Raw genomic sequence first — 26,064 nt, 5'->3', positions numbered from 1 at the left:
AACGCCTATTTGTATTCGATTTCCGTCACTTCATAAATGCGTGTTCCAGAAGGAACATTGATGCGAACCTCATCATCCAGAGTATGGCCGATCAACGCCTTACCCACCGGCGACGTTACAGAGATTTTTCCTTGTTTGATGTCCGCTTCATCTTCACCGACAATCTGGTAAACCACTTCATTGTCAGAGTCCGTATCGAAAAGCGTGACGGTTGCACCAAAAACGATTTTATCCGTATTAATACTTTTCGGATCAATCACTTCAGCTCGCGCCAGTTTGTCATTGAGCTCAGCAATACGACCTTCGATGTGGGCCTGACGGTCTTTGGCAGCATCGTATTCAGCATTTTCAGAGAGGTCACCATGGGAGCGAGCTTCTGCAATGTCTTGAACAACTTTAGGGCGATCAACCTTAATGCGGTTTTTGAGTTCTTCCTGAAGACGCGCGTAACATTCAGGTGTCATCGGTACAGAATCAGACATTATTCTTTTTCCCTCTTCTAAAAAACAAAGTCACGGGCAGAAGTGCTTCTACCCGCAACCTTGTATCGTGTATCAACTTGTTTTTGTTTGCGTTTAAGACTTCAAACTATACTCTTGGAGAGCAACAACGTCAAGGGTTTCTCGCTGCATGGCCAGGATGCCATCGACCGCAGCGTCCATTCCGGTGACCGTTGTAAAGTAGGCCACACTGTACATCAGAGCTGAACGACGGATCGAGTAAGAGTCTGCAATAGACTGAATACCAAAGGTGGTGTTGAAGACCATGGCAATGTCACCATTTTTAATGGCGTCAACACAATGCGGTCGCCCTTCTTTCACCTTATTGACACGTTCAACCGGCAAGCCGTTTTCTTGAAGGGTTGCTGCCGTGCCACCGGTGGCAATCAGGCTAAATCCGGCATCGACGAGCTTCTTGGCAATCGCAATCGTTTCCGGCTTATCGCTGTCTTTGACACTGATAAACACTTTACCACTCAACGGAAGATTGACGCCGGCACCCATCTGAGCTTTCGCAAAAGCTTTCCCGAAGTCCTTGTCCAGGCCCATAACTTCACCGGTGGATTTCATTTCCGGTCCCAACAAGGTGTCGACGCCGGGGAATTTGGCAAAAGGGAAAACCGATTCTTTGACCGCAACATGGTCAGGAACAATATCATCGAGGATATTGAGTTCTTTCAAGGTTTTTCCTGCCATCAGGCGTGCTGCAATTTTTGCCAGGGGACGTCCGGTTGCTTTAGAGACAAAGGGTGACGTACGGCTGGCACGCGGGTTCACCTCAATGAGGTAGACAACATTGTCTTTAACCGCAAACTGAATATTCATCAAGCCGATGACGCCCAGCTCAAGAGCCAGGGCTCGCGTCTGGCGGCGCACCTCTTCGACAAGCTCTTCTGCAAGAGAATACGGCGGCAGGGAACAGGCTGAGTCACCGGAATGGATACCGGCTTCCTCAATGTGTTGCATGATGCCACCAATAACGACATCAGTGCCGTCGGCCAAGGCATCAACATCAATTTCAATGGCATGATCAAGAAACTTGTCAATGAGAATCGGATGCTCAGGAGAAGCCTGAACCGCAAATTTCATGTAATTGCGCAACTGCTCAATACCATAGACGATCTCCATGGCACGCCCACCGAGTACGTAGGACGGACGCACGACAACCGGATAACCGATCTGCTCGGCAATGGTCTCCGCTTCTTCAAAGGATCGCGCCAAGCCGTTGGCCGGTTGCTTGAGATCCAGCTTGTGCAGCAGAGCCTGAAAACGCTCACGATCTTCGGCACGGTCAATGGCATCCGGACTGGTCCCGATAATGGGCACACCGGCTTTTTCAAGCGCAACCGCCAGCTTAAGCGGTGTCTGTCCTCCGAATTGAACGATGACACCATCTGGATTTTCAACAGCGACAATCTCCAACACATCTTCCAAAGTCAACGGTTCGAAATAGAGACGATCGGACGTATCGTAATCAGTGGAAACCGTTTCCGGGTTGCAGTTAACCATGATGGTTTCAAAACCGTCATCATGGAGCGCAAAAACACCGTGAACACAACAGTAATCAAACTCGATACCTTGCCCGATGCGGTTGGGGCCGCCGCCCAGAATCATAATTTTTTTACGATCGCTGGGGTTAGCTTCACACTCTTCCTCATACGTAGAATACATGTAAGGCGTGAACGCTTCAAATTCAGCCGCACAAGTATCCACCCGCTTGTAAACCGGACGAATAGCGTGGTCATAACGCAGTTGGCGGATAACCCCTTCGTCCGTTCCGAGCAGATAAGCTAAACGACGATCAGAAAATCCATACTGTTTGGCCTCACGGAGCAGGTCCAACCCCTGCTCTGTGGCAGTCAGAATCGTCTCGCGGCAGTCGTAGAGTTGTTTCTCTTTGGCAATAATTTGCCCAATATTGTTAACAAACCACGGATCGATACCACTGATCTGATAAATTTCATCAACAGACAGACCGGCACGCAGTGCATCACCGAGATACCAGGTTCGGTCGACATTAGGCACGCGCAATTTGTCGCGCAGTTGCTCCAGATCGCCAGCACTGAGCGGTGTGGTAACATCCGCCGGTGAAGCAAACAGACGACTTTCAAAACCATCCGAGCCGATTTCCATGGAACGCAATGCCTTCTGGAAGCTCTCTTTGAAGGTCCGGCCAATGGCCATCGCCTCACCCACCGATTTCATCTGAGTGGTCAGGGTCGGATCGGTGCTGGGGAACTTTTCAAAGGTAAAACGCGGTACCTTGGTCACCACATAATCAATGGTTGGCTCAAAAGAGGCAAACGTTTCACGCGTGATATCGTTAGGAATTTCGTCGAGTGTGTAACCAACCGACAGTTTCGCGGCAATCTTAGCAATAGGAAAGCCGGTCGCTTTAGACGCCAGAGCCGACGAGCGCGACACGCGCGGATTCATCTCGATGACAACCAGGCGACCATCTTTGGGATTGATGCCGAATTGGATGTTGGAGCCACCCGTCTCAACACCGATCTCACGAATAATCTTCAACGAAGCATCCCGAAGAATCTGGTATTCCTTATCGGTCAGGGTCTGTGCCGGTGCCACGGTGATCGAATCACCGGTATGCACGCCCATGGCATCGAAGTTTTCAATGGAACAGATGATGACAACATTATCGGCAAGATCGCGCATCACCTCGAGCTCATACTCTTTCCAGCCGATGACGGACTCTTCTACCAAAATCTCATCGGTCGGAGACGCATCGATGCCGGCCACGGCCATGGCTTCGTACTCTTCGCGATTGTACGCAATACCACCGCCGGTCCCGCCAAGGGTAAACGAGGGGCGAATAATTGCTGGAAAACCAACCTCTTCAATGACCACCATGGCTTCATCGTAATTATGCGCCAGTCCGGAACGCGGCACCGCAACACCAATGCTGTCCATCGCCTGTTTAAACAGGGTACGATCTTCGGCTTTCTCAATGGCCGGAAGCTTGGCGCCAATCAACTCAACGCCAAATTTATCCAAAGTGCCGTCTTTTGCCACTGCCACAGCAGTGTTAAGGGCCGTTTGCCCACCAAGCGTCGGCAACAGCGCATCCGGGCGCTCTTTTTCAATGATTTTTGCCAGTACCGCCGGGGTCACCGGTTCGACATAGGTCCGGTCGGCAAAATCGGGATCGGTCATAATGGTGGCTGGGTTGGAATTAAGGAGAACCACCTCGTAACCTTCATCTTTGAGCGCTTTACACGCCTGGGTCCCGGAGTAGTCAAACTCACAGGCCTGACCAATGACAATGGGACCGGCACCGATGATCAGAATCTTTTTTATGTCTGTACGTTTAGGCATTTATCTATCCTTAGTTCTCGTTTTTCTTGAAGTCTTCCATCAGGCTAATAAAGCGGTCAAACAGGTAATGTGCATCGTGGGGACCAGGGGATGCCTCCGGGTGATACTGGACTGAAAATGCCGGCAACTGACTATGGCACAGACCCTCGACGGTATTGTCATTAAGATTGAGATGACTGATGGCGGAAGCCGATTCAAGGCTTTGGGCGTCAACGGCAAAGCCATGGTTTTGTGAGGTGATTTCGACACGCTTGTTTTCATCGCGCTGAACCGGCTGATTGCCGCCGCGATGACCGAATTTAAGTTTATAGGTCGTGCCACCCAATGCAATAGCCAGCAATTGATGGCCGAGACAGATACCGAACAGGGGCACTTTACCGAGCAATTGACGAATGTTTTCCTGAGCATAGGTAATGGGTTCCGGGTCGCCCGGGCCATTACTGAGGAAGACACCGTCAGGGTTGAGGGCCAGAACGTCAGAGGCGGATGTTGATGCCGGAACAACTGTGACACGACAACCGGCGCTGACCAGATTGCGCAAAATATTGCGTTTGATGCCGAAATCGTAGGCCACAACATGGTAGCGCGCCGGTTCAACCAGCTCGGTGTAGCCTTTTTCAAGATCCCACACGCCCTGTGTCCAGGTATAGGACTCTGCGGTGGTCACTTCTTTGACCAGATCACGCCCAACCAGACCCGGAGCTTTGCGGGCTTTTTCGACGAGGCTGTCGACATCAAGGTCAACCGTGGAGATCACGCCGGTCTGAGCACCATGATCCCGAATATGTTTGACCAGGGCGCGTGTATCAATGCCCTGAATACCAACGATATTGTTTTGCTGCAGATACTCATTGAGACTGAGTTCACTGCGCCAGTTACTGGGAAACTCACAGCTCTCTTTAACGACAAACCCGGCAAGATGGGGCTTGTCAGACTCAACATCTTCTTTGTTGACACCGTAGTTGCCAATCTGCGGATAGGTCATGGTGACAATTTCACCATGATAGGACGGATCCGTCAGAATCTCCTGATATCCGCTCATACTGGTATTAAAAACAACTTCACCGAAGGTTTCCCCAACGGCACCAATGCTTTGACCGTGAAAAACGCGGCCATCGGCGAGAGCCAGAATAGCTTTCATTCTTGAGTGTGCTCCTTATTGCAGAGTTAGTAGCTGTATCTTAAGTCTATTTATGAGTTACGTTGAAACGTGATCTTACCGGCGCACATGGTCATCATTGCCGCACCAGTCAATTCCCAGCCATCAAAAGGCGTATTGCGTGCTTTGGTTTTCATCTGGGTGGCATCCAGAGTCCACTGATAATCCGGATCGATCAAGGTAATATCAGCCGCAGTTCCTTTGGCCAGCGTTCCGCGGGGGATGCGCATGACCGACGCCGGACGCGTAGTCAGACAGCAGATAGCCTGATTAAGGGTCAACACGCCCTCTTTGACCAGGTTTAAAGCCAACGGCAGCGCGGTTTCAAGACCAACCAAACCATTGGCGGCCACATTGAATTCAACGTTTTTATCATCAACATGATGAGGCGCATGATCCGTTGCAATGGCATCAATCGTGCCGTCAGCCAAGCCCTCTTTCATCGCTTTGACATCGTCAGCGGTACGCAAAGGCGGCCCCATCTTGGCATTGACATCATAACCTCGCACGGCCTCTTCGGTGAGGGTGAAGTGATGCGGGGTGACTTCGCAAGTGACTTTAACACCACGCGCCTTGGCTTCGCGGATCAGCTCGACGGTGCGACGGGTCGAGATGTGACACACGTGCAGCCGGGCACCGGTCAGTTCCGCCAGCATCAGATCGCGGGCAACGGTAGAGGCCTCAGCAACCCAGGGGTTACCAGCCAGACCGAGTTCAGTGGCTACACGTCCTTCGTTCATCACCCCGCCGCATTTGATACCTTCATCTTCGGCATGAGCGATGATCGGCATATCAAACCCGCTGGCATATTCCATGGCACGTCGCAACACGTCGCCAGACTCAACATTGAGGCCGTCATCGGAAAATCCGACACAACCTGCCTGCTTGAGGTCACCCATTTCAACCAACGCTGTCCCCTTCTGCCCTTTGGTAATGGTGCAGATCGGGAAGACATTGGCGAACCCTTCCAGCTGGGCTTTGTTGATCATGTATAGCGTGGTCGCTTTATTGTCATTAACCGGCTTAGTATTGGGCATACAGGCCACTGAGGTAAATCCTCCCGCTGCTGCCGAGCGGGTACCGGAAACAATATCTTCTTTGTATTCAAAGCCGGGATCACGCAGGTGAACATGAATATCGATCAGGCCAGGTGTCACCAATAGCCCGTCAGCATCAATCACCTCATCAGCATCCTCTGCTGGCAGATTCTCCCCAAGTTCAACAATGCAGCCATCTTCAACTATCAGGTCGAAACGACCATCCAGGTCCTGGGAGGGGTCAATCACATGTCCATTTTTAATCACTGTTTTCATCACTAAACCTCATCTCAGGAAGGGGATTATTCTTCGTCGTTGCCACCGGCCAGCAGATAAAGCAGGGCCATGCGTACCGCCACACCATTCTCCACTTGATCCAGAATGACATTCTGGCCACCGTCGGCAACATAGGAGGAGATTTCAACACCTCGATTCAGGGGCCCGGGATGCATTACGATCGCATCGGGCTTGGCCAGCTTGATATTCTCTGTGTTCAATGCAAAGAACTGGGCGTATTCACGCAGGGTAGGAATCAATGTATTGCCCCCTTCCCGTTCCAATTGAATCCGCAGCATTATGACCACATCAGCATCCTTGATCGCTTCATTGATGTCGGTGTAAACTTCAGCGCCCAGTTCATCAATGCCCGGGGGAAGCATGGTTGCCGGTCCGGCAAGACGCACCGTGGCGCCCATGGTTTTCAGAGCATACAAATCGGAACGGGCGACACGGCTGCGGGCAATATCACCGATAATGGCAACGGTCAGCCCTTCAATGCGGCCCTTATGTTCTTTGATGGTCATCAGGTCAAGCAGCGCCTGACTCGGATGCTCGTGAGCACCGTCACCGGCATTGATCACGGCACTCCTAGTCAAACGCTTGGCCAGATAATCCGGAGCGCCGGAGCAGGAATGACGCATAACAATCACATCGGCATTCATCGCTTCGATGTTCTTGGCTGTATCCTCAAGGGTTTCCCCTTTGGTAACGGACGACCCTGAAGCAGAGATATTGATAGTATCTGCCGACATCCGCTTGCCAGCCAGCTCAAAAGATGTGCGGGTACGGGTACTGTTTTCATAAAACAGATTAATGATCGTTTTACCACGCAACGTCGGAACTTTCTTGATGTCACGCAGGTTGATCTCCTTGAAACTTTCTGCCGTTTCAAGAATCAGTTCGATATCCTCTTTGGATAGCTGCTGCGTGCCGATAATGTGCTTGTGTGCAAATCCCATGTCACTCCCCTTTTTCCATCAAGGCTTAATCAGTCGAACTTCAAGCGGCTGGTGAGCCTCATCAAAGAAAACCTGTATATTTTCGTCCCGGGCGGATGGAACATTACGCCCGACATAATCAGCACGGATAGGTAATTCCCGGTGTCCACGATCGACCAAAACCGCCAGTTGAATACTGCTGGGGCGGCCGATATCCATCAAGGCATCCATGGCAGCACGAATAGTTCGGCCAGTATAGATCACTTCATCAACCAGAATGACGTGACGATTGTCCAGAGCAAAGGGAATTTCCGTCTTCCCCAGAGGGCGAACCGCTCCCTGACCAACATCGTCGCGGTACATGGTAACGTCAACCGCACCATGAGGAACCTGCCCACCTTCAATCTCTTTCATCCGTTCTCGAAGCAAAGCCGCTAGATGGTCACCACCACTGCGAATGCCGATCAACACCAGATCGTCGCACCCTTTATTTTTTTCAAGAATCTCATGGGTGATCCGGGTGACAGCACGATCAATCCCTTGTTTGTCAAGAATAACTTTTTCTTTACTCCCCATCATTGCCCTCCGTAAAGCAGTTGGAATAACTCATTTTTTGGACAAAAAAATACCTTCCTACCAAGAAGGCAAAAAGGTTGCGGGTACAGAAATAGTGATATTTTTGAAAAGCCTGGTTCATTCGTATCGCCTTTACCAACCTCTCTGGATTGGTTTAAAAGGGAAAAGATATTTTCGAGAACCTAACAATCATGATGAAGTGAAGTCAAGGAAAATCGATGATCTGTACACGAGTTTTTTAAGGCGTTGTATCAGGAATGAATCCCTGCACAATCCGAAGGATTGCCACCAATTTTATCCACCCCATGGGCAACCGCCGGCCACACCGCTTCGAGGTTTTCAATTGCCGCTTTAGGACTACCCGGCAAGTTCATCACCAGACAGGTACCGCGAATGCCGGCCATAGCACGAGACAGGATAGCCATCGGGGTAATTTTGAGGCTTTCAGAACGCATCGCTTCACCAAAACCAGGCAGAATGCGATCCACGACCTCTATAGTGGCTTCCGGTGTGACATCTCGCGGTGACACGCCGGTACCTCCGCAGGTGATGAGCACGTCACAAAACCCTTCATCACACCAATTCGTCAATGTAGAAACAATCACATCATAATCATCCGGGATCATTTCATAGCGTAATGTTTCAACTTGGTGTTGCTCCAGCCAGTCGATCAGGGCCGGTCCACTTAAATCCTCCCGTTTTCCTGCAGCACCCTTGTCAGAAAGTATCAATACCGCAGCTTTCATAGCCCCTCCGCGCGATAGGTTCCGCTTTTGCCGCCCTCTTTGAACAGAAGCCGAACAGCATCAATGGAAATATCTTTTTCACTTCCTTTACACATATCGTAAATAGTTAAAGCCGCAAGAGATGCGGACACCATGGCTTCCATCTCAACGCCGGTACGCTCGTAAGCACGAACTGTCGCCTGTACTTCAACAGTGCCTTGATCAACATCACAATTAAACTCAATTGCCGCATGGTGAATGGCCAGAGGATGAGAAAGTGGAATCAGGTCAGGAACCTTTTTACTGGCGGCGATTCCAGCCAGACGCGCCACGCCAAGAACGTCCCCTTTAGTCGTTTTATGATCGAGGATCGCCTGTAACAGGTTCGATGACATATGTACCGTCGCTGCTGCCGTAGCCGTGCGTAATGTTTTCTTCTTACCACTGACATCAACCATAATTGCCTTACCCTGGCCATCGAAATGATTGAAGCTCATACGCTACCCTCCTCGAAATATTCTTCTTTGGTTACTGCTTCGGCTTTTACCCGATCTAACATGAGCGCCAACGCCGGTTTAACATTTTCGCGAATATCGCCGGCAACAACAAGAAACAGCACATCATCCCCAGGCACCATAACACCGGAACGCGCTTCAAAGGCAACCTTATAAATTCCATCCATTGCTTCGATATCTTGGCGAATCTGTTCAATCTTGCCCAGATCAGAACTCACCATCATTTTGCACACCGCTGTCCGGTCGCCACGCGACCAACCCCGGACGATTCCATTGTGAACGAGAATCATGCCGACGTTTTCGGCAAAATGTGGATCATTTTTCATTTCAGCGATTGTTTTTGAGATATCCATGACAGCTCCCCTTGTTTATTTGGTTATTGAAGAGTTAACACGTATACGCCATTGGGCAAATTATTTATTTGAGTAGAGTTCTGCCTGATGGGCCTCATCCTGTTTTACTAATTCATGGGGTTGTGTCTCAGAAAAAATAAATTTGTCTGCGCACTTTCGCAAAGAGACAATATGTTTATTTTTTCCCTTCATTGTATTATTCTTAAAAACGTACTTACTTGATAAAATTAAAAATGCGAGGTACCAGTGAATTCTGAACAGACTGAAAAATATACAGCCTGCGAGCGCTGTGGCAAAAAAATTTTGGAAAAATGCGCAATCGAAGATTCCGGTAAAGTTTTATGTGGAGATTGCGTGGTTTTAAACACCGACAAAGAAGTGAAACATGCTGAAAAAATTGTCAAGCAGCAGCGCAAAGAAGAATATCAGCTAGAACACAAACGTATCATAAAAAAACAACGTCAAAGAGCCGCTTATGTTTTTGTAACGTGCCTTGCAATCTTTGGTTGCGTACAAATTTTTAACTATATGAATCGTCCCGAACCGGTAAAAAGTGTTCATATTGACTTAAAAAAAAATCAGGAAACAATGAGGTCTTTGATTGTATTTGCTATTGATTCATATCAAACCGACCACAAAGGAGCAGCACCTGATTCACTTGAAATGCTGATTCCAAATTATATCTCGGAAAAGCTGCAGCCATTCCTGGATAATTTTACATATAAAAGAAATGGGAATACAACGTTCACAATTGAAGATAAAAATGAGTAAATTCCAAAAAGAGAATTTAAAAATGACCCAAACACACACACATGAATCCGGTTATACATTAATCGAGTTATTAACTGTTATCACGATCATTGGGATTCTCTCCACCATCGCCATTCCACACTATATTGCGCATCGTGACAAAGCTAAAATGGCCACAGTTTACTCAACGCTTCACCAAATACGTCTAGTCCAGGAAGTCTACAAGACAAGTTATCAGACCTATTTCAGCTTGGGTGATACCGTCATAACCCATGCCGACTCACCGGTTGAAGTCACTGGTACCGATTTAGAACTTTACATACCGAATGGCCAAGCCTACCAAATTCAAACGCCCATAGGATTGGAAGAGAATGCTTATACCGTAAAGATAAAAACAAATTTTGATCGGAATATGGACGGAATTGATGATTTATATCTTTTTGAATCGGACAAAACAGCTTTTCCTCTTTATCCGACCTCATTCTAATTTTTGACACTCAGGACAATAAAATGTTGAGCGTTGGCCGATGCGACAACGCTCGATCATTGTTCCACAGATTAAACACGGCTGCTCATCACGACCATAGACATATAGCTTCTGCTGAAAATATCCCGGCTGCCCGTGTCCATTGACAAAATCCTGCAGCGTTGTCCCACCCGCCTTGATTGCTTCGGCCAAAACTTTTTTAATCTTATCGACCAGAATCACACACTGTTGATCCGTGAGCTCTCCTGACGTTTTTTTCGGGGCCATGCCACTGAGAAACAGGGACTCGTTCGCATAAATATTGCCCACACCAACAACAACCCTGTTCTCCATCAACAAAGATTTGATCGCGATTCTTCGGCCACGACTTTTTTCAAAAAGCCATTGGCCATCAAAGTCGTCAGACAAAGGTTCCGGTCCAAGGTGCGCCAATAAACGATGCTGTTCCACAGGGGGCGGAGCAAGAACAATCAGACCGAAACGGCGTGGATCATGAAAACGTAAACAGCCACCAGAAAAAACGATATCAACATGATCATGCTTTTGCGGTGTCTGACCATCAGAAACCCAGCGCAGACTGCCACTCATCCCCAAATGGAGGATGACCACTTGCGGCCCAATGTCCATTAAAAGATATTTGGCTCGCCGTCTAAGAGAAACAACCGTTTCCCCAGACAGAACATCAGCCAATTCCATCGGCACCGGATAGCGCAGGCGTGACTCATAAACACGCACATCAACAATCTGCTGGCCAACGACAAGATCGTGTAATCCAGCACACACAGTTTCCACTTCCGGCAACTCTGGCATTACTTTAGATCACTCCTAATTGTTGGATAAAGACAATAGCCACGGCAACCGGTGCAACAAAACGGATCAGGATAGACCATAGCGGGTATATCCAGGATTGAGCGCAGCAAAGACTTTGACGACATTGAGAGGACGAGCGTTTCAGGAACCAACCACTGTACACCGCCACAGCCATCCCCCCCAATGGCAACATATAAGAGGTGATCAGCTTGTCACAAAGATCAAAAAACGTCAGTGACCCGAAAAATGTCACATCGTGCCACAGGTTGAATGAAAACAACGACGGTAACCCCAGCAAAAACGCACCCAAGGAGAGCAGTGTCGTGGACTTAAAACGTGACCACTGTTTCTCATCGACCAGCCAGGCAACAGAGACCTCCAGCATGGAAATTGACGAAGACAGCGCTGCAAAAGCCAATAATAAAAAGAAGACAACAGCCAGCAACCAACCCATGGGTGCCGAGGAGAAGACAATGGGAATGGTCTGAAAAACCAGCCCTGGCCCGGCACCAGGATCAAGACCCGCTGAAAAAACCACCGGGAAAATGGCCATACCAGCCAGCAACGCCACCATGGTATCCAGTGCTGAAACTTTTATCGCCATACTGAACAGATCGGCCTGGCGATCCAGATAGGAGCCATAAGTGATCATCACACCAGCACCCAGAGATAAGGTAAAGAAGGAATGGCCAACTGCCGCAAGTAGACTTTGAGGGGTCAACAAAGAGAAATCCGCAGAAAACAGAAACTGGGCCGCACGCCCTGCTCCACCGGAAAACAGGCCATGAACAAACAGATACAGCAGCAATAGAAACAACAACGGCATAAGAATTTTGCTCCAGCGCTCAATACCATGCTGAATGCCACACGAAACGATGGCCGCAGTGGCCATCAGAAAACAGGCCTGCCAGAATATCATCTGGCCTGGAGACGAAAGAAGGTCACTGAACAGAGCGCTGATTTGTTCCGGGGATGCGTGCTGCAACGTTCCGGCTGCAGATTTCACAACATAATCAAAACACCAACCCGCAACGACAGCGTAAAAGGACAACAGGATAAATGCGGCGATGACACTGGTCCCGCCCACCAGGCACCACGGGCTGTTTTTACCAGCAAGGCGGGCAAAAGAGCCAATGGCATCCTTCCCACCTTCCCGACCGAGAAGAAACTCCGCCATCATGATTGGAATACCGACCAGGAGGATCGAAACCAGATAAACCAGAACAAAAGCCCCACCACCATTTTGTCCGGCAACATAAGGAAACTTCCAGATGTTGCCCAACCCGATGGAACTGCCCGAGGCCGCGAGAATAAAACCGAGACGGGAGGCCCATTGGCTTCGTTGAGTCATGGTGTTTCCTCCATTGAATGGGGTGCCAGGTTCAGCAGAAAATGTTACGAGTGCAACAATGTCTTGAGGAACTGCCGGTTAAAAACAGATTCCCTGTTCAAGCATCTTGTCACAGGTCATTTCGTCAAGTCCGCCACTGAATTCGCGGCGTTCCAAACGGTGGCTCTGCAGATAATACCATTGCCCGCGACAACGGTGAAATTCAGACAATTCGAAATATTGCTGCTGCTGCCCCTGATAGTCGACGGTCAACAAAAACAACACTTGAGCCACACTCTCATCAACATCGCGCTCAGTCAAAATCTGACAGGAGCGAATCCGATAATCATCATTAAGGGTTGATTGGCCATATTGAATATACGCGACACGCGATGGGAATTGCAGGCGGAAATTGGAATCAGGGTGATAGGTGTCGAAAATAAACCCGAAATCGTTGTGAGAAAACGCTTCAACGCGTTTAGTAACAAGTTCAGGCGGACTCGTTTCGCTCAATCGGGTGGTCGTTATCCCATTATTAAGACAACATTTTTTATATTTTTGACCACTGCCACAAGGGCATGGCGCATTACGCTCAACAGACATGACACCCTATCGTTTCAAACGCGGATCAAGGGCATCACGCAACCCTTCCCCCAACAAATTGTAACCAAGCACGGTAATCAGAACCGCCACACCGGGAAAAAAAGACAACCACCAGGCCGTTCCCAACGTCTGCTTACCGGCAATCAGCATATTGCCCCACGATGGGGTCGGTGGTTGTACACCAATGCCGAGGAACGATAAGGCACTCTCGGTCAGGATGGCTCCGGCCACTCCTAAAGCCGCTGAAACCAGCACTGGCGATAAGGCATTCGGCAAAATATGCCGGAAAATAATGCGTCGATCACTGGCACCGAGAGAACGGATGGCCAACACAAAATCGCGGTGACGTAACGACATGAATTCAGCACGCACCAGGCGGGCAACCCCCATCCATCCGGTCAGGCCGATGATGACCATGATATTCCAGATCGACGGCTCGAGAAAAGCGATTACCACCAGGATGAGAAAAAACGACGGGAAACACAACATGATATCGACGAAACGCATCACCAGAGTGTCAATCCAACCACCGTAATAACCTGCCACAGCACCGAGAAAAATGCCGATCACCGTGGCAATGCCGACGGCAACAAAGCCAACCAACAACGAAATGCGTGCGCCATAAGCGATGCGCGAAAAGACATCGCGGCCAAGATCATCTGTCCCCAGCCAGGCATCAAAACCTGGAGACTGGAGCTGGCGGGAGATGTCAACAGCTCCGGGATCCTTGCAGATCAATGGTGCAACGATGGCTAAAACAAACATGGCCAGAACCATTGCAGCTCCGGCCATGGCCATTTTATTTGCAGCGATCAAACGCCAGGTTGACACGGTGCGTTCGTCAGTCATGAAAGATCAACTCCGCTGAATCATTTTCGTCAGCAATTGGTGCCCTTCCTGCACATAAACACCACTCTGTTTGGCAGCCTTTTCATTGTAACAACGCCCACCGGATCCCGCCAGCGACCCGTCAGACGCATACAAAATATACGGCACCGGATCCGGCGTATGGGTGCGCAATTCGACTGGGGTCGGATGATCCGGTAACACCAGCATACGAAAATCGCCTAATTGCTCGGCCTGATTAATGATCGTGCCGACCACCAGTTCATCAAAAAGTTCGATGGCCCTGATTTTTTCCTCTAAATCGCCGGAATGCCCGGCTTCATCCGGTGCTTCGACATGAAGATAAACAAAGTCGTGGCGTTGCAATGCGTCAAGAGCGGCTTGCGCTTTGCCCTGATAATTGGTGTCGATGTAACCTGTGGCACCCGGCACATCAATAATTTCCAGACCAGCATAAATACCGATCCCTTTGATCAGGTCAACAGCAGAGATCACTGCACCGCTCAGCCCAAATTTAACCTGATAGGTCTCCATTTGCGGGGCTTTGCCGTGGCCCCACAACCAGATGGAATTGGCTGGCGCTTTGCCGTCGCGGGTCCGTTGTACATTCACCGGGTGATTACTGAGAAGCATCTGAGCTGAATTCATCAGGTGGATCAGCTCATCAGCACCATCCCCTTTAGGCATCTTATCTTCAATGCTCTGGTTGATGATGTCATGGGGCGGAACAAATTCCATCTGATCTTTACCGTTGCGCCACACCATCAAATGGCGATAAGAAACACCAGGATAAAACTCGAAGTTCTCATCACCCAACTCATCCTGAAGCGTTGCGATGATCTGACCGGATTCCTCGGTGGAAATATGTCCCGCCGCAAAATCCGCCATGTACAATTTGCCGTAATGATGCATGATATCGACCAAATTAAGGCGAAAAGCCACATCGTTCGGGCCAAGTTCAACATGCATACTTGCCGCTTCCAACGGCGAGCGTCCGGTATAACACTGTGACGGGTCGTAGCCAAACACACTGAGATTGGCCACATCGCTGCCCGGATGAAACCCATCGGGAACCGTTTCAGCCAATCCTATTTCACCCGTTGCCGCCAACTTGTCCATATTAGGCGTTGCCGCGTGCTCCAGAGGTGTTTTGCCGCCGAGAGCCTCTAACGGCTCGTCCGCCATACCGTCTCCGAGTAAAACCAGATACTTCATATACTCCTCATAATCCGTAATTACTTACGGGGATGAAATGATTGATGAACATGGCGTACATGCTCACGGGTTACATGGGTGTAAATCTGTGTTGTCGAGATGTCGACATGACCAAGCAGCATCTGCACAACCCGAAGATCCGCCCCGTTCTCCAACAGGTGGGTGGCAAACGAATGGCGCAAGGTGTGCGGTGTCACATTCTTGGTGATACCGGCCTCCAAGGCGCGGCGCTTAATCATCTTCCAGAACCCCTGCCGTGTCAACCCTTTGCCGGATCGGTTGAGAAAAACACATGGGCTCAGATTGCGCTGACGATCCAGCTCGGGACGCACCCGGGCGAGGTAGTCCCTCAACGTGTCGATGGCAATCTCTCCGATCGGGATAATGCGCTGCTTGCTTCCTTTGCCAAAGACACGCAAATAGCCACTATTCAAATGCAGATCATCCAGTTTCAATCCAACCAGCTCCGACACGCGCATGCCTGTCGCGTAAAGCAATTCGAGCATGGCAATGTCGCGGCGGGTCAACGCCTGACCATCATCGTTGATATCCAGCAGAGCATCGACATCGGCAGGACTGAGTGTATCCGGCAGTGTCTGGAGCATTTTCGGTGTCGTCAAACGCGCAACCGGATTGTTGGCCAGTTGATACTCGTCAACAGCATAGTGATGAAAACCACGCAACGCCGCAAGCAAGCGCGCCCGACTGCGCACGCCCATCCCCTGCTCTTTAAGCTCGGTAAAAAAATCCAACACATCATTCTGACGAATAGCAATCACGTCGTTGATGTGACGTTCCTCAAGAAATCCAATATAACGCTGCAAATCACGCGCATAGGATTCCAAGGTATTGGCCGACAAACCGCGTTCAATACTCAGATAGTCGAGAAAACTGTCAAGCAGGCTCAGTAGGGTCACTTAAGAACTCAGGTCCTTGATCAGGGTCTCACGCAATTCATCAAGTTTTTCGGGCTGCACAATTTTATGGCCAAAAATATCCTGAACATAAAATGTATCGCCAGCGCGATCACCTTTGGTCGAAATCTTTGATACACCGATGTAAATACCGATTTTTTTCAAGCTGTTAGCAATTTGGTACAGCAAGCCAACCCTGTCCATAGTCGTAACATCAACGACGGTATATTCGTCCGAAACCTCGTTGTCGATATCGACCCGTGGCGGAATTGTTGGCACCTGACGGGACAGATCAAGGATAGAGCTTTTGCGTTTTTCCACCTGCTCGTCAACATCGCCTCGACCCTGCAGGAACCAGATCAGATCTTTTTCAATGGTCGCCCATTTGCGGTCATCGTCGTAAATATTGCCATCGCGACCCACTTGAAGAATATCTACGGCAATACCACTTTTCTGGGTAAAAATCTGCGCACCAAGGATATTAACACCATTAGCAGCCATGACCCCGCTGATTTTACTGAACAAGCCGGCGATATCAACAGTGACCAGAATCACCTCGGTGTAGCTGCTCTCCCGATTATAAACAACACTCATGGCCAAAGGATCATCACCACGGCTCAAAATCAGACGCACATGCTCGGCAATCTGGAGGGAGCGATAAGTCATCAAATAGCGCGTTGAGAAATTGCGCAAACACTCCTTGAGCGCGCGTGGATCAAATTCATCTTTGAGCAATTCAACCACTTTGCGTTTGCGATTGCGGATCTTCTCAGAACGTTTCTCTTTGTAAAAATCACCCCGTTCAATAACATCGTAGGTTTTTTCGTACAACTCTTGAAGCAAAAACCCTTTCCATTCTGACCAGACATCCGGGCCAACCGCTTTAATGTCAGCAAAGGTCAGGATGTAGAGCATCTTGAGGTTTTCACTCATCTCCATGGTCTGGGCAAACTGGGCAATCATCCGTTCGTCGTGTAAATCACGTCGCTGGGAGATGTGAGCCATTTGCAGGTGTTCCATCACCAAGAACTGCAAACGCAGACTGTCTTCCTTGTTCAGTCCCAGACGGCGGGCAATGGTCGGAATCATTGCAGCGCCCTTTTCGCTGTGCTTCTGCCCTTCGCCTTTGCCGATATCATGCAGCATGACAGAGAGAATCAACAACTCCGGCTTTTCCACCTCATCGGCAACCCGAGTCAACAGCGGTTTTTTTTCCGTGTATTTACCTCGCCACAGCTTCTCAACTTCACGGATAGCGAACAGGGTATGGGTATCCACGGTGTAAATATGGTAGGCATCATGCTGCACTCGACAGTAGATCCGCTTAAACTCGGGAATGAACTGGTTGAGAAACAGCAGGTGATGCATCTGGGACAGAATTTCGTAGATACCACGCTTATAACGCAGAATGTCGAGAAACATTGAGCTCATGGCCCGTGAGCGGCGCAGACGATCATTGATCAGGTGCAGACTCTCACGAATCAATGTTTTCAACTTCAAGCTCAGCTTCAATTCCTGACGCTGAGCCAGCCAGAAGGCCTTCATCATCAGTTCGGGTTGATTGACGAACAAATCATCTTCCGTCACATTGAGCTCACCGCGTAATGCATAGAATCCATCATCGACATTGCGACGTCGCAAGTAGCCGAGGATCCGCGACTCTTCCCTATCATGATCCGATGCTCGTGAAATCATTGTCGAAGCCAGGTGTTCGACACGAGTCGCCTGAGCATAATAATCCTGCATGAACTGTTCGACGGCCAGAGCGCGCTTGCTGTCCCGATAGCCGAGGAATAACGCAATCTGTTCCTGCTGTTCAAAATGAAGCTGGTCGTTTTTACGTGACGACAAGTAATGCAATTCAGTACGAATCCGCCATAGATAATCGAGTGCCTCGAGAAATTTTTCTTCTTCGGCCTCACTCATGACCCCCTTGATTACCAAGCCACGCAGGGTATAGACCTTATATTTGATCTTTGAAACCCACAAGGCTGTGTGCAGGTCGCGCAGACCGCCCTCTCCCTCTTTAATATTCGGTTCAAGAAGATAAACGGATGAACCGTATTTTTTGATACGCTTGTCGTGCTCAGCCATTTTTTCACGAATAAAAGAGCGACTGTTGCGCCCCATAACCGCCGGCAAAACTTTCTTTTCATAATGCGCAAACAACTCTTCATCGCCGCACAAATAGCGCGAATCAAGCAATGCCGTACACGCGGTCAAATCATCTGCGGCAATATCAATACACTGTTTCTCATTGCGCACACAGTGACCGACATCAAAGGCAAGATCCCACAACAGATACAACATTCTCTCAGAGAGTTGCAGCATATAGGGTGTTTCCGGGTCCTGACAAAAGAACATCAGATCAATATCGGACAACGGATTCATTTCCGAGCGCCCATAACCACCTAACGCGATCAGGGTGCACGGTTGCTTAATGTCAAGATCCTGAATGGCAAAGCGGAAAATCCCTTCCAGCATCAGGTCGGTCATCAAGGTAATTTTTTCAACCACCTGGCGACCACTGCCTCCGGTCCGGTGATAATGCTTGATCAGCTCCTGATGAACATCGCGATATTCAATACACGCTTTAAGAAACTCAGGGCGAAATCGGTCAAAGTCCGGTTGGTCAATGTTGTCGCTGAACGCTAATAAAGAACTGTTGTCAATGGTAATCATGAGTCACTGGCTCGTTTCGCAAGGAGGTTCTGTGATTGCAAATACTGACGCACGCCATGAACGATAGCCTCAGCCGACCGTTCACGATAGGTTCGGCTGTTCAATCGTTTGGCTTCGCGTGAATGACTAATGAACGCCACTTCAACCAGAACCGAAGGCATCGTTGCCCCCAGAAGCACATGGAACGGGCCCTGACGCACGCCAAGGTCTTTGACATTCGAGTACTTACGACTCAACTGTCCCACCAGAGACGACTGTATCTCTGCTGCTAAACGGCTGGATTCATTAATTTTTGAGTTGGCCATCATATCAAACAGGATCAGTTCAAGATCACCGACCTCCTGCAAACTCATCCCGTTTTCACGAGCGGCAACCGCCATGGCCTTATCGGTCTTAGAAAAATTCAGATAAAACGTTTCGATGCCATAGGCCTTTTTGTTAACGCTGGCATTGGCATGGATAGAGATGAACAGATCCGCATCGACTTCATTGGCATACGCAGTCCGTTCCAGAAGCGGGATATAAATATCCCGATCACGAGTTAACAACACCTCGCAATGAAAGGATGATTCAAGCCGTTGCGCAAGCGTTTTGGCCAATTTCAGCACGACATCCTTTTCATACAGTTTGCCCGGTCCAATCGCACCGGGGTCTTTGCCGCCATGACCGGCATCTACCACAATCCGCAGTTTGCCATGTGTTTTAGCCGCCACATCCGGCAGATGAATTTGTGGGGTTTCATCCGCAGGCACCCGCTGCAACACCTGGGAAATCTGATCGGAACCCGAGTCACCCTTAACCGCATCAGTCGAAGTTTCAAGTTGCGGCACGTCCTCTTTCAATGTTGCTCCGACATGGTTCGCCAAATCGATTACAATGCGTGGTGGCCCAGCAAGAGTGATCACTTTGTAGCGGGTCAACTGCGCCAGGTCGAAAACGATGCGCGTGCGTTCTTCGGTTTCACCAACGCGAATACTTTTTACCAGAGTCCCACCAATTTTTTGGTTGGACGATAGAGTAGGAACGCGATTCGTTTTAAAAAGATCGATATATAACCGTGCAGAAGTGTTGTCTTTTTGACTCGGAGGCAGAGTATTGACACGATAAACCGGAATACCATCAAGGTCGAGAACCAGCCGGGTATGATCTGCATCCTGCCAATGGCGAATGGCGGAAACCACATGAGGCCCTGGAGAAACCACTGGTTGAGATGTCGTGACCTTCACAGGTACAGGTGTTGTGGACGGTGGTAATGTGGCCAACAACTCCCTGGCCCTCTTATGCATATCTCCGGAAGGATAACGTTGCAGAATCACCTGGCAGTCGTTACGCGCCGCTTGCTCGGCACCGAGCACTTCACATTGCAGACGGGCACTGAAGAGCAACGCATCATCCGCCAAAGAGCTTGAAGGATAACGACGAGCCAGACTCTGGTAGTAATCCACTGCAGCACGAGCATCTTTTTTGACCCGTGATATTTCATAGAGTTTCTCGTGGGATTGGCCCAGAAGGTAATACGCTCCGGGAGCTTTTTCGTGGTCAGGATGCTGATCAACAAAGTGTTGAAGCTGGGTGAAAACTTTATCCCAATGATGGCGATACTGCTGCTTTTGCGGTGCCCGGAGCAACTGTTGATACGCATAACGCGCATCCCGGTAATCCTGCAGAACACTGGCCTGGCTCACTGATGATACAGCGAAGAAGACAAACAACAGAATCAGAAATATACGATTCAATCTCAGCACTGGTTAACCCCTGTTGGTCTGCGCAAAGACAGCTTATAACGGCAACGATGATTGGCCGTAGTTGTTCTTTCGGTTGTTTTGGAAGACCACTAAAGCAGTTTTTTCAGTTCATCAAGCAGATTCAACGCCTCAAGTGGACTGAGTGTATTCACATCCACCTTCTGCAGTTGCTGGCGTACCGGGTCATCATCCGCATTAAACAGCGACATCTGTGGGCTCTTCACCTGGTGTGGTTGCTGCCGGCTCCGCGCCAGACGCGGCTCCCCCTGAGTCGAGAACTCGCCACCTTCAAGGTTCGCCAGAACTTCTTTGGCCCGGCCGATCACCGCATCAGGCAGACCGGCCAGCCGTGCCACCTGGATGCCGTAGGAATGACTGGCCCCACCAGCAACAATTTTACGCAAAAAGACGATCTGGTCATTCCATTCACGCACCGCAATATTGAAATTAGCGATCCGTTCGCGTGTTAATGCCAGATCAGTCAGTTCATGATAGTGGGTGGCAAACAAGGTTTTTGCAGCAACCTGATCGTTGTCATGCAAATATTCGGCCACCGCCCAGGCAATACTGACACCATCAAAGGTTGACGTGCCACGACCAATCTCATCGAGAATGATCAGACTGCGCGACGTTGCATGGTTAAGAATGTTTGCGGTCTCGCTCATCTCCACCATAAAGGTCGACTGCCCGCGCGCCAGGTTGTCACTGGCTCCAACCCGGGTAAAAATGCGGTCAACGACACCGATATGGGCAGACTTAGCCGGCACCAGACTCCCAACCTGGGCCATCAGAGTGATCAAAGCGACCTGACGCATAAAGGTTGATTTACCCGCCATGTTCGGTCCGGTAATGATCAATAATTGATCAGTTTCGGTATCAAGCTGCACATCATTGGGGATAAAACGCTCACCCAGGTTCATGCTCTCAATGACCGGATGACGTCCCTCTTCAATAGTCAGAGCCGTTCCCTGATCCATCACCGGTTGCACATAGTTGCGCTCATGCGCCACCGCAGCAAAACACACCATCACGTCTAACTGGGCCAACGCTTCCGCAGTTTGCTGAATGCGCGCTCCCTGCGCAGCAACCTGGCTGCGTATCTGCTGAAACAGCTCGTATTCAAGGGCAACCAAACGTTCTTCGGCACCAAGGACCTTATCTTCGTACTCTTTGAGCTCTGGGGTGAAATAACGCTCGGAATTCGCCAGAGTCTGTTTGCGCTCATACGACTCGGGAACCTTGCTAATCTGGGTTTTCGGCACATCGATGTAATAACCGAACACCTTATTGAAACGAACCTTTAACGTATTGATTCCGGTCTGCTCGCGCTCCTTTTTCTCCAAACCAATGATCCAGCTTTTTCCCTCACGGCTGATCAGGCGCAATTCATCAAGTTCCTCATGATAACCATCACGAATCAGGCCGCCTTCGCGCAGCACAAACGGCGGATTATCAGCAATTGACGCAGAGATTAGACGTAAAACATCATCCAGAGGGTCGATCTCACCAGCCAAGGTGGTACCCATGGTTGATTGCAACTCAGAGGCCTGGGCAATAATTGCCGGTAACTGCTCCAGAGAATGGCGCAAGGCGACCAGATCTTTGGCATTGGCACTGGCCATGGAAATGCGCGCACTGAGCCGTTCAAGATCATACACATCATCAAGACACTGGCCGAGTTCGTCACGCAACAGCGGTGCATCAACCAGTTCACTGACCAGTTCATGGCGTTGAACAATGGCTTGACAATCGATCAGAGGCTGATTAATCCACTGGCGCAGCTTGCGGCCGCCCATAGCGGTCACGGTGCGATCCAACGCGCCCAACAGTGAGCCCTGGCGCTTACCATCAATAAGGGTGGCCGTCAGTTCGAGATTGCGTCGGGTCGCTTCATCCAGAACCATAAAGTCCTGAACATGATAGGTTTTCAGGGTGCGGATATGCTCCACAGTGTTTTTCTGGGTTTCCTCCACATAATACAGTGCTGCCCCTGCGGCACAAATCGCCGCCGGTAACTGTTGGCAGCCAAACGCATCGAGGCTGTCACACTGAAAGAACCGGTAAAGACGTTGCTGAGCGTCTTCGCCTTCAAAGACCCATTCCGGCAACACGTTGACCATCCGCTCCTGAAAATGTCCGGCCAACTGATCCCGCAACACCTCTTCATCGCATTCGCACAACACAATCTCACGCGGCTGATTGCCGTCGATTTCACGACCCAAATCGGCAGGCGACTCAACCGAGGTAACGCGAAATTCCCCCGTTGAAATATCGACGATAGCAACACCGTAAGCACTGTCGCAATGCGCCAGAACCATGAGAAAATTGTTCTCATCCGGCGTCAACATGTCACTTTCGAGAACCATTCCCGGCGTGACCACTCGCACCACATCTCGTTTAACAATCCCTTTGACCGACTTTGGGTCTTCCACCTGCTCGCATACCGCAACTTTATGGCCACTGGCAACCAGTTTGGCAATATACGGTTGTGCACTGTGGTACGGCACACCACACAGCGGCACCTCGTCGTCAGAGTTTTTGTTGCGTGATGTTAACGTGATATCGAGAATCCGCGCAGCTGTGACGGCATCATCCAGAAACATTTCATAAAAGTCACCGAGGCGGAAAAACAGGATCGCATCAGGATATTGACTTTTGATTTCGAGATATTGGCGCATCATTGGCGTGGGTGTAGCCATGGGAACCTCAATAGAATTGGAGAGAAAGCAACGCAGATAGAACGACGGATGCCGAAGCAGAGAAACACTTCGGCATCCGGGTAGATTTAATCAATCAGGCGACCGATACGGTTGAATCGTGGCCAGTGTTCTTCACCGTCCCACGACCAATACTTGATGAACGCTTTGCCCTTAATCAGGTCGCGATCGACGAAGCCCCAAAAGCGGCTGTCATAAGAACGATCACGATTATCCCCCATGACAAAATATTGGCCGGGAGGAACCACCAGTTTGGGCATGAAATCACGCCGATCTTCGGGGGAAACACGGGTGCCGGGAAGAATCAACGATGATTCCTTATGCACCTCCTGGGGAAGATCGTACACCTCACCGTTGACATAAACACGCTTGTTACGCACTTCAACGGTATCACCGGGTGTGCCGACAATGCGCTTGATAAAATCACGCCGTTCCAGCCACGGCTTTTCCAGATCACCGGGAAATTCAAAGACAATCACATCGCCGCGCTGCGGGTCTGTCAGCGGCAGAACGACTTTGTCGGTGAAAGGGATCTCAGTGCCATAAATAAATTTGCACACCAGCAGATGATCACCGATCAACAACGTATCTTCCATGGAGCCGGAGGGGATTTTGAACGCCTGAACGACAAATGTGCGGATGATCAAAGCCAGGATTGCCGCAACGAGCAGAGCTTCACCATATTCGCGATACCAGGTTTTATTCTGCTTTATTTCCTCTTTAAATTCAGGCAATTTCGTCATATTTCCTACTCTTTAACTTTAAGTATGGCCAGAAAGGCCTCCTGCGGCAATTCAACACTGCCGACCTGCTTCATGCGCTTCTTGCCCTCTTTTTGCTTTTCAAGCAATTTTCGTTTACGGGAGATGTCGCCACCATAACATTTGGCCGTCACATCCTTACGCAACGCCTTGACCGTTTCACGGGCGATAATCTTACCGCCGACCGCCGCCTGAATGGCCACAACATATTGCTGACGGGGAATAAATTCCTTCATTTTGGAGACCAGCTCTCGTCCACGCGCCTGAGCCTTGTCCTGGTGAACGATCAATGACAGTGCATCCACAGTATCCCCATTAATCATCACATTCATCCGTACCAACTTGCTGGGCCGGTAATCCAACGGCTCATAATCCAACGACGCATAACCGCGGCTGATCGACTTGAGCCGATCGTAGAAATCCATGACAATCTCATTGAGCGGCAGCTCGTAGACAATCATGACACGGGTTTCCGTCAGATATTTGATCTCACGCTGAATACCGCGTTTTTCTTCGCACAGAGCCAGAATCGATCCGACAAATTCATTCGGCACATGAATCGAAGCCAGAATGAACGGCTCTTCGATTCTATCAATATATTGCACTTCGGGCAGCTTGTTAGCACTGTCGACATGAATCAATTCGTTTTTAACTGTCGTCACTTGGTAGACAACGGTCGGTGCGGTGGTGATCAGGTCAATATTAAACTCACGTTCAAGGCGTTCCTGAATGATCTCCATATGCAGCAGTCCGAGAAAACCACAACGGAAACCAAAGCCCAGCGCTACAGAATTTTCCGGCTCATAACTGATCGATGCGTCGTTGAGTTGCAACTTTTCCAGAGCATCGCGCAGCAAGTCGTACTCGCTGGTATCAATGGGATAAAGCCCGGAAAAAACCATCGGCTTGACTTCCTGGAAGCCCGGCAACGCATTATCGGCACGCTTGTGAAAGTGGGTAATCGTGTCGCCAACCTTAGCATCCTGAACTACTTTAATTCCGGCAACGACAAACCCGACCTCACCGGCTTTAAGGGAACTCTGGGGAACGGCTCCCGGAGAGAACACCCCGACCTTGAGCACTTCATAGCTGCCCTTACTGGCCATCAGGTAGATCTTATCTCCCTTTTTGATCTCACCATCAACAATCCGCACCATGACGACAACACCCTGATACGAGTCATACCAGGAATCAAAAATCAGCGCCTTCAACGGCGCATCAACATCGCCTTGAGGCGCAGGTACCTGCTGAACCACCCGCTCCAGAATATCATGAATGCCAATACCCTCTTTGGCGCTGGCAACAATGGCGTCGCTGGTGTCGAGACCGATGATGTCTTCAATCTCTTCTTTAACCCGTTCGGGTTCGGCACCAGGAAGATCCACCTTATTAAGGACAGGAAAAATCTCCAGGTCTTCATCCAAAGCCAGGTAAACATTCGCCAGAGTCTGAGCCTCAACACCCTGTGAGGCATCAACCACCAGCAGGGCACCTTCACAAGCAGTTAAAGAACGACTGACTTCATAACTGAAGTCAACGTGTCCCGGCGTGTCGATCAGGTTGAGAGTATAGTCCTCACCATTGTCTGCACGATACTTCAGACATACAGCCTGAGCCTTAATGGTGATGCCCCGCTCACGCTCCAGGTCCATCTTGTCAAGAAACTGATCGGTTTTTTCCCGATCACTGACGGTGCCGGTATCCTCAAGAAGACGGTCTGCCAGCGTTGATTTGCCATGGTCAATATGGGCAATGATGGAAAAATTGCGAATATTTTTCTGGTTCATAA

22 protein-coding genes and 1 pseudogene are annotated in these 26,064 nt (G+C 49.7%); 2 read left to right on the top strand and 21 right to left on the bottom strand.

The window, feature by feature from the left end; translation table 11 throughout:
• Positions 1–5: 5 nt before the first annotated feature.
• The 9 genes from greA to DACE_RS04855 all read right to left on the bottom strand — a co-directional run bounded on the left by greA (position 6) and on the right by DACE_RS04855 (position 9,415).
• Complete coding sequence (gene greA / locus DACE_RS04895) at positions 6–482, bottom strand: transcription elongation factor GreA (protein WP_005998845.1); 477 nt, start codon at positions 480–482, stop codon at positions 6–8.
• Positions 483–575: 93 nt separating this feature from the next.
• The gene (gene carB / locus DACE_RS04890; RefSeq protein WP_005998844.1) at positions 576–3,833 is read right to left on the bottom strand and encodes a carbamoyl-phosphate synthase large subunit; all 3,258 of its coding nucleotides are present in this window, start codon (positions 3,831–3,833) and stop codon (positions 576–578) included.
• 10 nt (positions 3,834–3,843) lie between these two features.
• Positions 3,844–4,974: a glutamine-hydrolyzing carbamoyl-phosphate synthase small subunit gene (gene carA / locus DACE_RS04885; protein ID WP_005998842.1), complete on the bottom strand. Its 1,131-nt coding sequence runs from the start codon at positions 4,972–4,974 to the stop codon at positions 3,844–3,846.
• Positions 4,975–5,024: 50 nt separating this feature from the next.
• Positions 5,025–6,305, bottom strand: a complete 1,281-nt coding sequence (locus tag DACE_RS04880) for a dihydroorotase (protein ID WP_005998841.1) — start codon at positions 6,303–6,305, stop codon at positions 5,025–5,027.
• A 26-nt stretch (positions 6,306–6,331) separates the two neighbouring features.
• A complete protein-coding gene (locus tag DACE_RS04875; protein WP_005998840.1) occupies positions 6,332–7,267 on the bottom strand; it encodes an aspartate carbamoyltransferase catalytic subunit in 936 nt (311 codons plus the stop codon).
• An 18-nt stretch (positions 7,268–7,285) separates the two neighbouring features.
• A complete protein-coding gene (gene pyrR / locus DACE_RS04870) occupies positions 7,286–7,822 on the bottom strand; it encodes a bifunctional pyr operon transcriptional regulator/uracil phosphoribosyltransferase PyrR (protein ID WP_005998839.1) in 537 nt (178 codons plus the stop codon).
• Between the two features lie 251 nt (positions 7,823–8,073).
• Positions 8,074–8,568 (bottom strand): MogA/MoaB family molybdenum cofactor biosynthesis protein, encoded by a 495-nt coding sequence (locus DACE_RS04865; RefSeq protein ID WP_005998838.1) that lies wholly within the window; start codon positions 8,566–8,568, stop codon positions 8,074–8,076.
• Entirely contained in the window at positions 8,565–9,044 is a 480-nt protein-coding gene (gene moaC / locus DACE_RS04860; protein ID WP_005998837.1) for a cyclic pyranopterin monophosphate synthase MoaC, read from the bottom strand. Before moaC ends, DACE_RS04865 begins: the two co-directional genes overlap by 4 nt.
• Complete coding sequence (locus tag DACE_RS04855; protein WP_005998836.1) at positions 9,041–9,415, bottom strand: molybdenum cofactor biosynthesis protein MoaE; 375 nt, start codon at positions 9,413–9,415, stop codon at positions 9,041–9,043. Before DACE_RS04855 ends, moaC begins: the two co-directional genes overlap by 4 nt.
• Positions 9,416–9,661: 246 nt before the next feature.
• Here DACE_RS04855 and DACE_RS04850 point away from each other — a divergent pair, with 246 nt between their 5' ends.
• Together DACE_RS04850 and DACE_RS17065 are read left to right on the top strand one after the other, a co-directional pair.
• On the top strand, positions 9,662–10,186 hold the full coding sequence (locus tag DACE_RS04850) for a hypothetical protein (protein ID WP_005998835.1): 525 nt from the start codon (positions 9,662–9,664) through the stop codon (positions 10,184–10,186).
• Entirely contained in the window at positions 10,179–10,652 is a 474-nt protein-coding gene (locus tag DACE_RS17065) for a type IV pilin protein (RefSeq protein ID WP_005998834.1), read from the top strand. Before DACE_RS04850 ends, DACE_RS17065 begins: the two co-directional genes overlap by 8 nt.
• Here the strand turns inward: DACE_RS17065 and mutM are convergent.
• From mutM to lepA, 12 genes and pseudogenes are all read right to left on the bottom strand, one after another.
• Positions 10,644–11,462: a bifunctional DNA-formamidopyrimidine glycosylase/DNA-(apurinic or apyrimidinic site) lyase gene (gene mutM / locus DACE_RS04840; RefSeq protein ID WP_005998833.1), complete on the bottom strand. Its 819-nt coding sequence runs from the start codon at positions 11,460–11,462 to the stop codon at positions 10,644–10,646. The two genes, DACE_RS17065 and mutM, sit on opposite strands and share 9 nt — an antisense overlap.
• A gap of 4 nt (positions 11,463–11,466) precedes the next feature.
• Positions 11,467–12,813 carry a sodium-dependent transporter gene (locus DACE_RS04835; protein WP_005998832.1) on the bottom strand — a complete coding sequence of 449 codons (1,347 nt, stop codon included), beginning with the start codon at positions 12,811–12,813 and terminating at the stop codon, positions 11,467–11,469.
• 78 nt (positions 12,814–12,891) lie between these two features.
• Positions 12,892–13,305 carry a YchJ family metal-binding protein gene (locus DACE_RS04830; protein WP_040366265.1) on the bottom strand — a complete coding sequence of 138 codons (414 nt, stop codon included), beginning with the start codon at positions 13,303–13,305 and terminating at the stop codon, positions 12,892–12,894.
• Between the two features lie 24 nt (positions 13,306–13,329).
• Positions 13,330–13,395 (bottom strand): annotated as a pseudogene (locus DACE_RS18960) (SEC-C metal-binding domain-containing protein); the annotation flags it as partial.
• Positions 13,396–13,401: 6 nt separating this feature from the next.
• Positions 13,402–14,244, bottom strand: a complete 843-nt coding sequence (locus DACE_RS04825) for an ABC transporter permease (protein WP_005998829.1) — start codon at positions 14,242–14,244, stop codon at positions 13,402–13,404.
• A 6-nt stretch (positions 14,245–14,250) separates the two neighbouring features.
• Complete coding sequence (locus DACE_RS04820; RefSeq protein ID WP_005998827.1) at positions 14,251–15,456, bottom strand: cofactor-independent phosphoglycerate mutase; 1,206 nt, start codon at positions 15,454–15,456, stop codon at positions 14,251–14,253.
• Positions 15,457–15,476: 20 nt separating this feature from the next.
• Positions 15,477–16,373: a site-specific tyrosine recombinase XerD gene (gene xerD, locus DACE_RS04815; RefSeq protein WP_005998825.1), complete on the bottom strand. Its 897-nt coding sequence runs from the start codon at positions 16,371–16,373 to the stop codon at positions 15,477–15,479.
• Positions 16,374–19,052, bottom strand: coding sequence for a [protein-PII] uridylyltransferase (gene glnD / locus DACE_RS04810; protein ID WP_005998824.1), 2,679 nt, complete (start codon positions 19,050–19,052; stop codon positions 16,374–16,376).
• Positions 19,049–20,797 (bottom strand): N-acetylmuramoyl-L-alanine amidase, encoded by a 1,749-nt coding sequence (locus tag DACE_RS04805; RefSeq protein WP_005998823.1) that lies wholly within the window; start codon positions 20,795–20,797, stop codon positions 19,049–19,051. Before DACE_RS04805 ends, glnD begins: the two co-directional genes overlap by 4 nt.
• Positions 20,798–20,886: 89 nt before the next feature.
• On the bottom strand, positions 20,887–23,496 hold the full coding sequence (gene mutS, locus DACE_RS04800) for a DNA mismatch repair protein MutS (protein ID WP_005998821.1): 2,610 nt from the start codon (positions 23,494–23,496) through the stop codon (positions 20,887–20,889).
• Between the two features lie 86 nt (positions 23,497–23,582).
• Positions 23,583–24,257 carry a signal peptidase I gene (gene lepB, locus DACE_RS04795; RefSeq protein WP_005998818.1) on the bottom strand — a complete coding sequence of 225 codons (675 nt, stop codon included), beginning with the start codon at positions 24,255–24,257 and terminating at the stop codon, positions 23,583–23,585.
• A 5-nt stretch (positions 24,258–24,262) separates the two neighbouring features.
• Positions 24,263–26,062, bottom strand: coding sequence for a translation elongation factor 4 (gene lepA / locus DACE_RS04790; RefSeq protein ID WP_005998815.1), 1,800 nt, complete (start codon positions 26,060–26,062; stop codon positions 24,263–24,265).
• Between the last annotated feature and the right edge of the window lie 2 nt (positions 26,063–26,064).

Source organism: Desulfuromonas acetoxidans DSM 684, assembly GCF_000167355.1.
GTDB lineage: Bacteria > Desulfobacterota > Desulfuromonadia > Desulfuromonadales > Desulfuromonadaceae > Desulfuromonas > Desulfuromonas acetoxidans.
The sequence above is the reverse complement of the archived record's forward strand: the minus strand, read 5'-3'. Positions and strand labels throughout refer to the sequence as shown.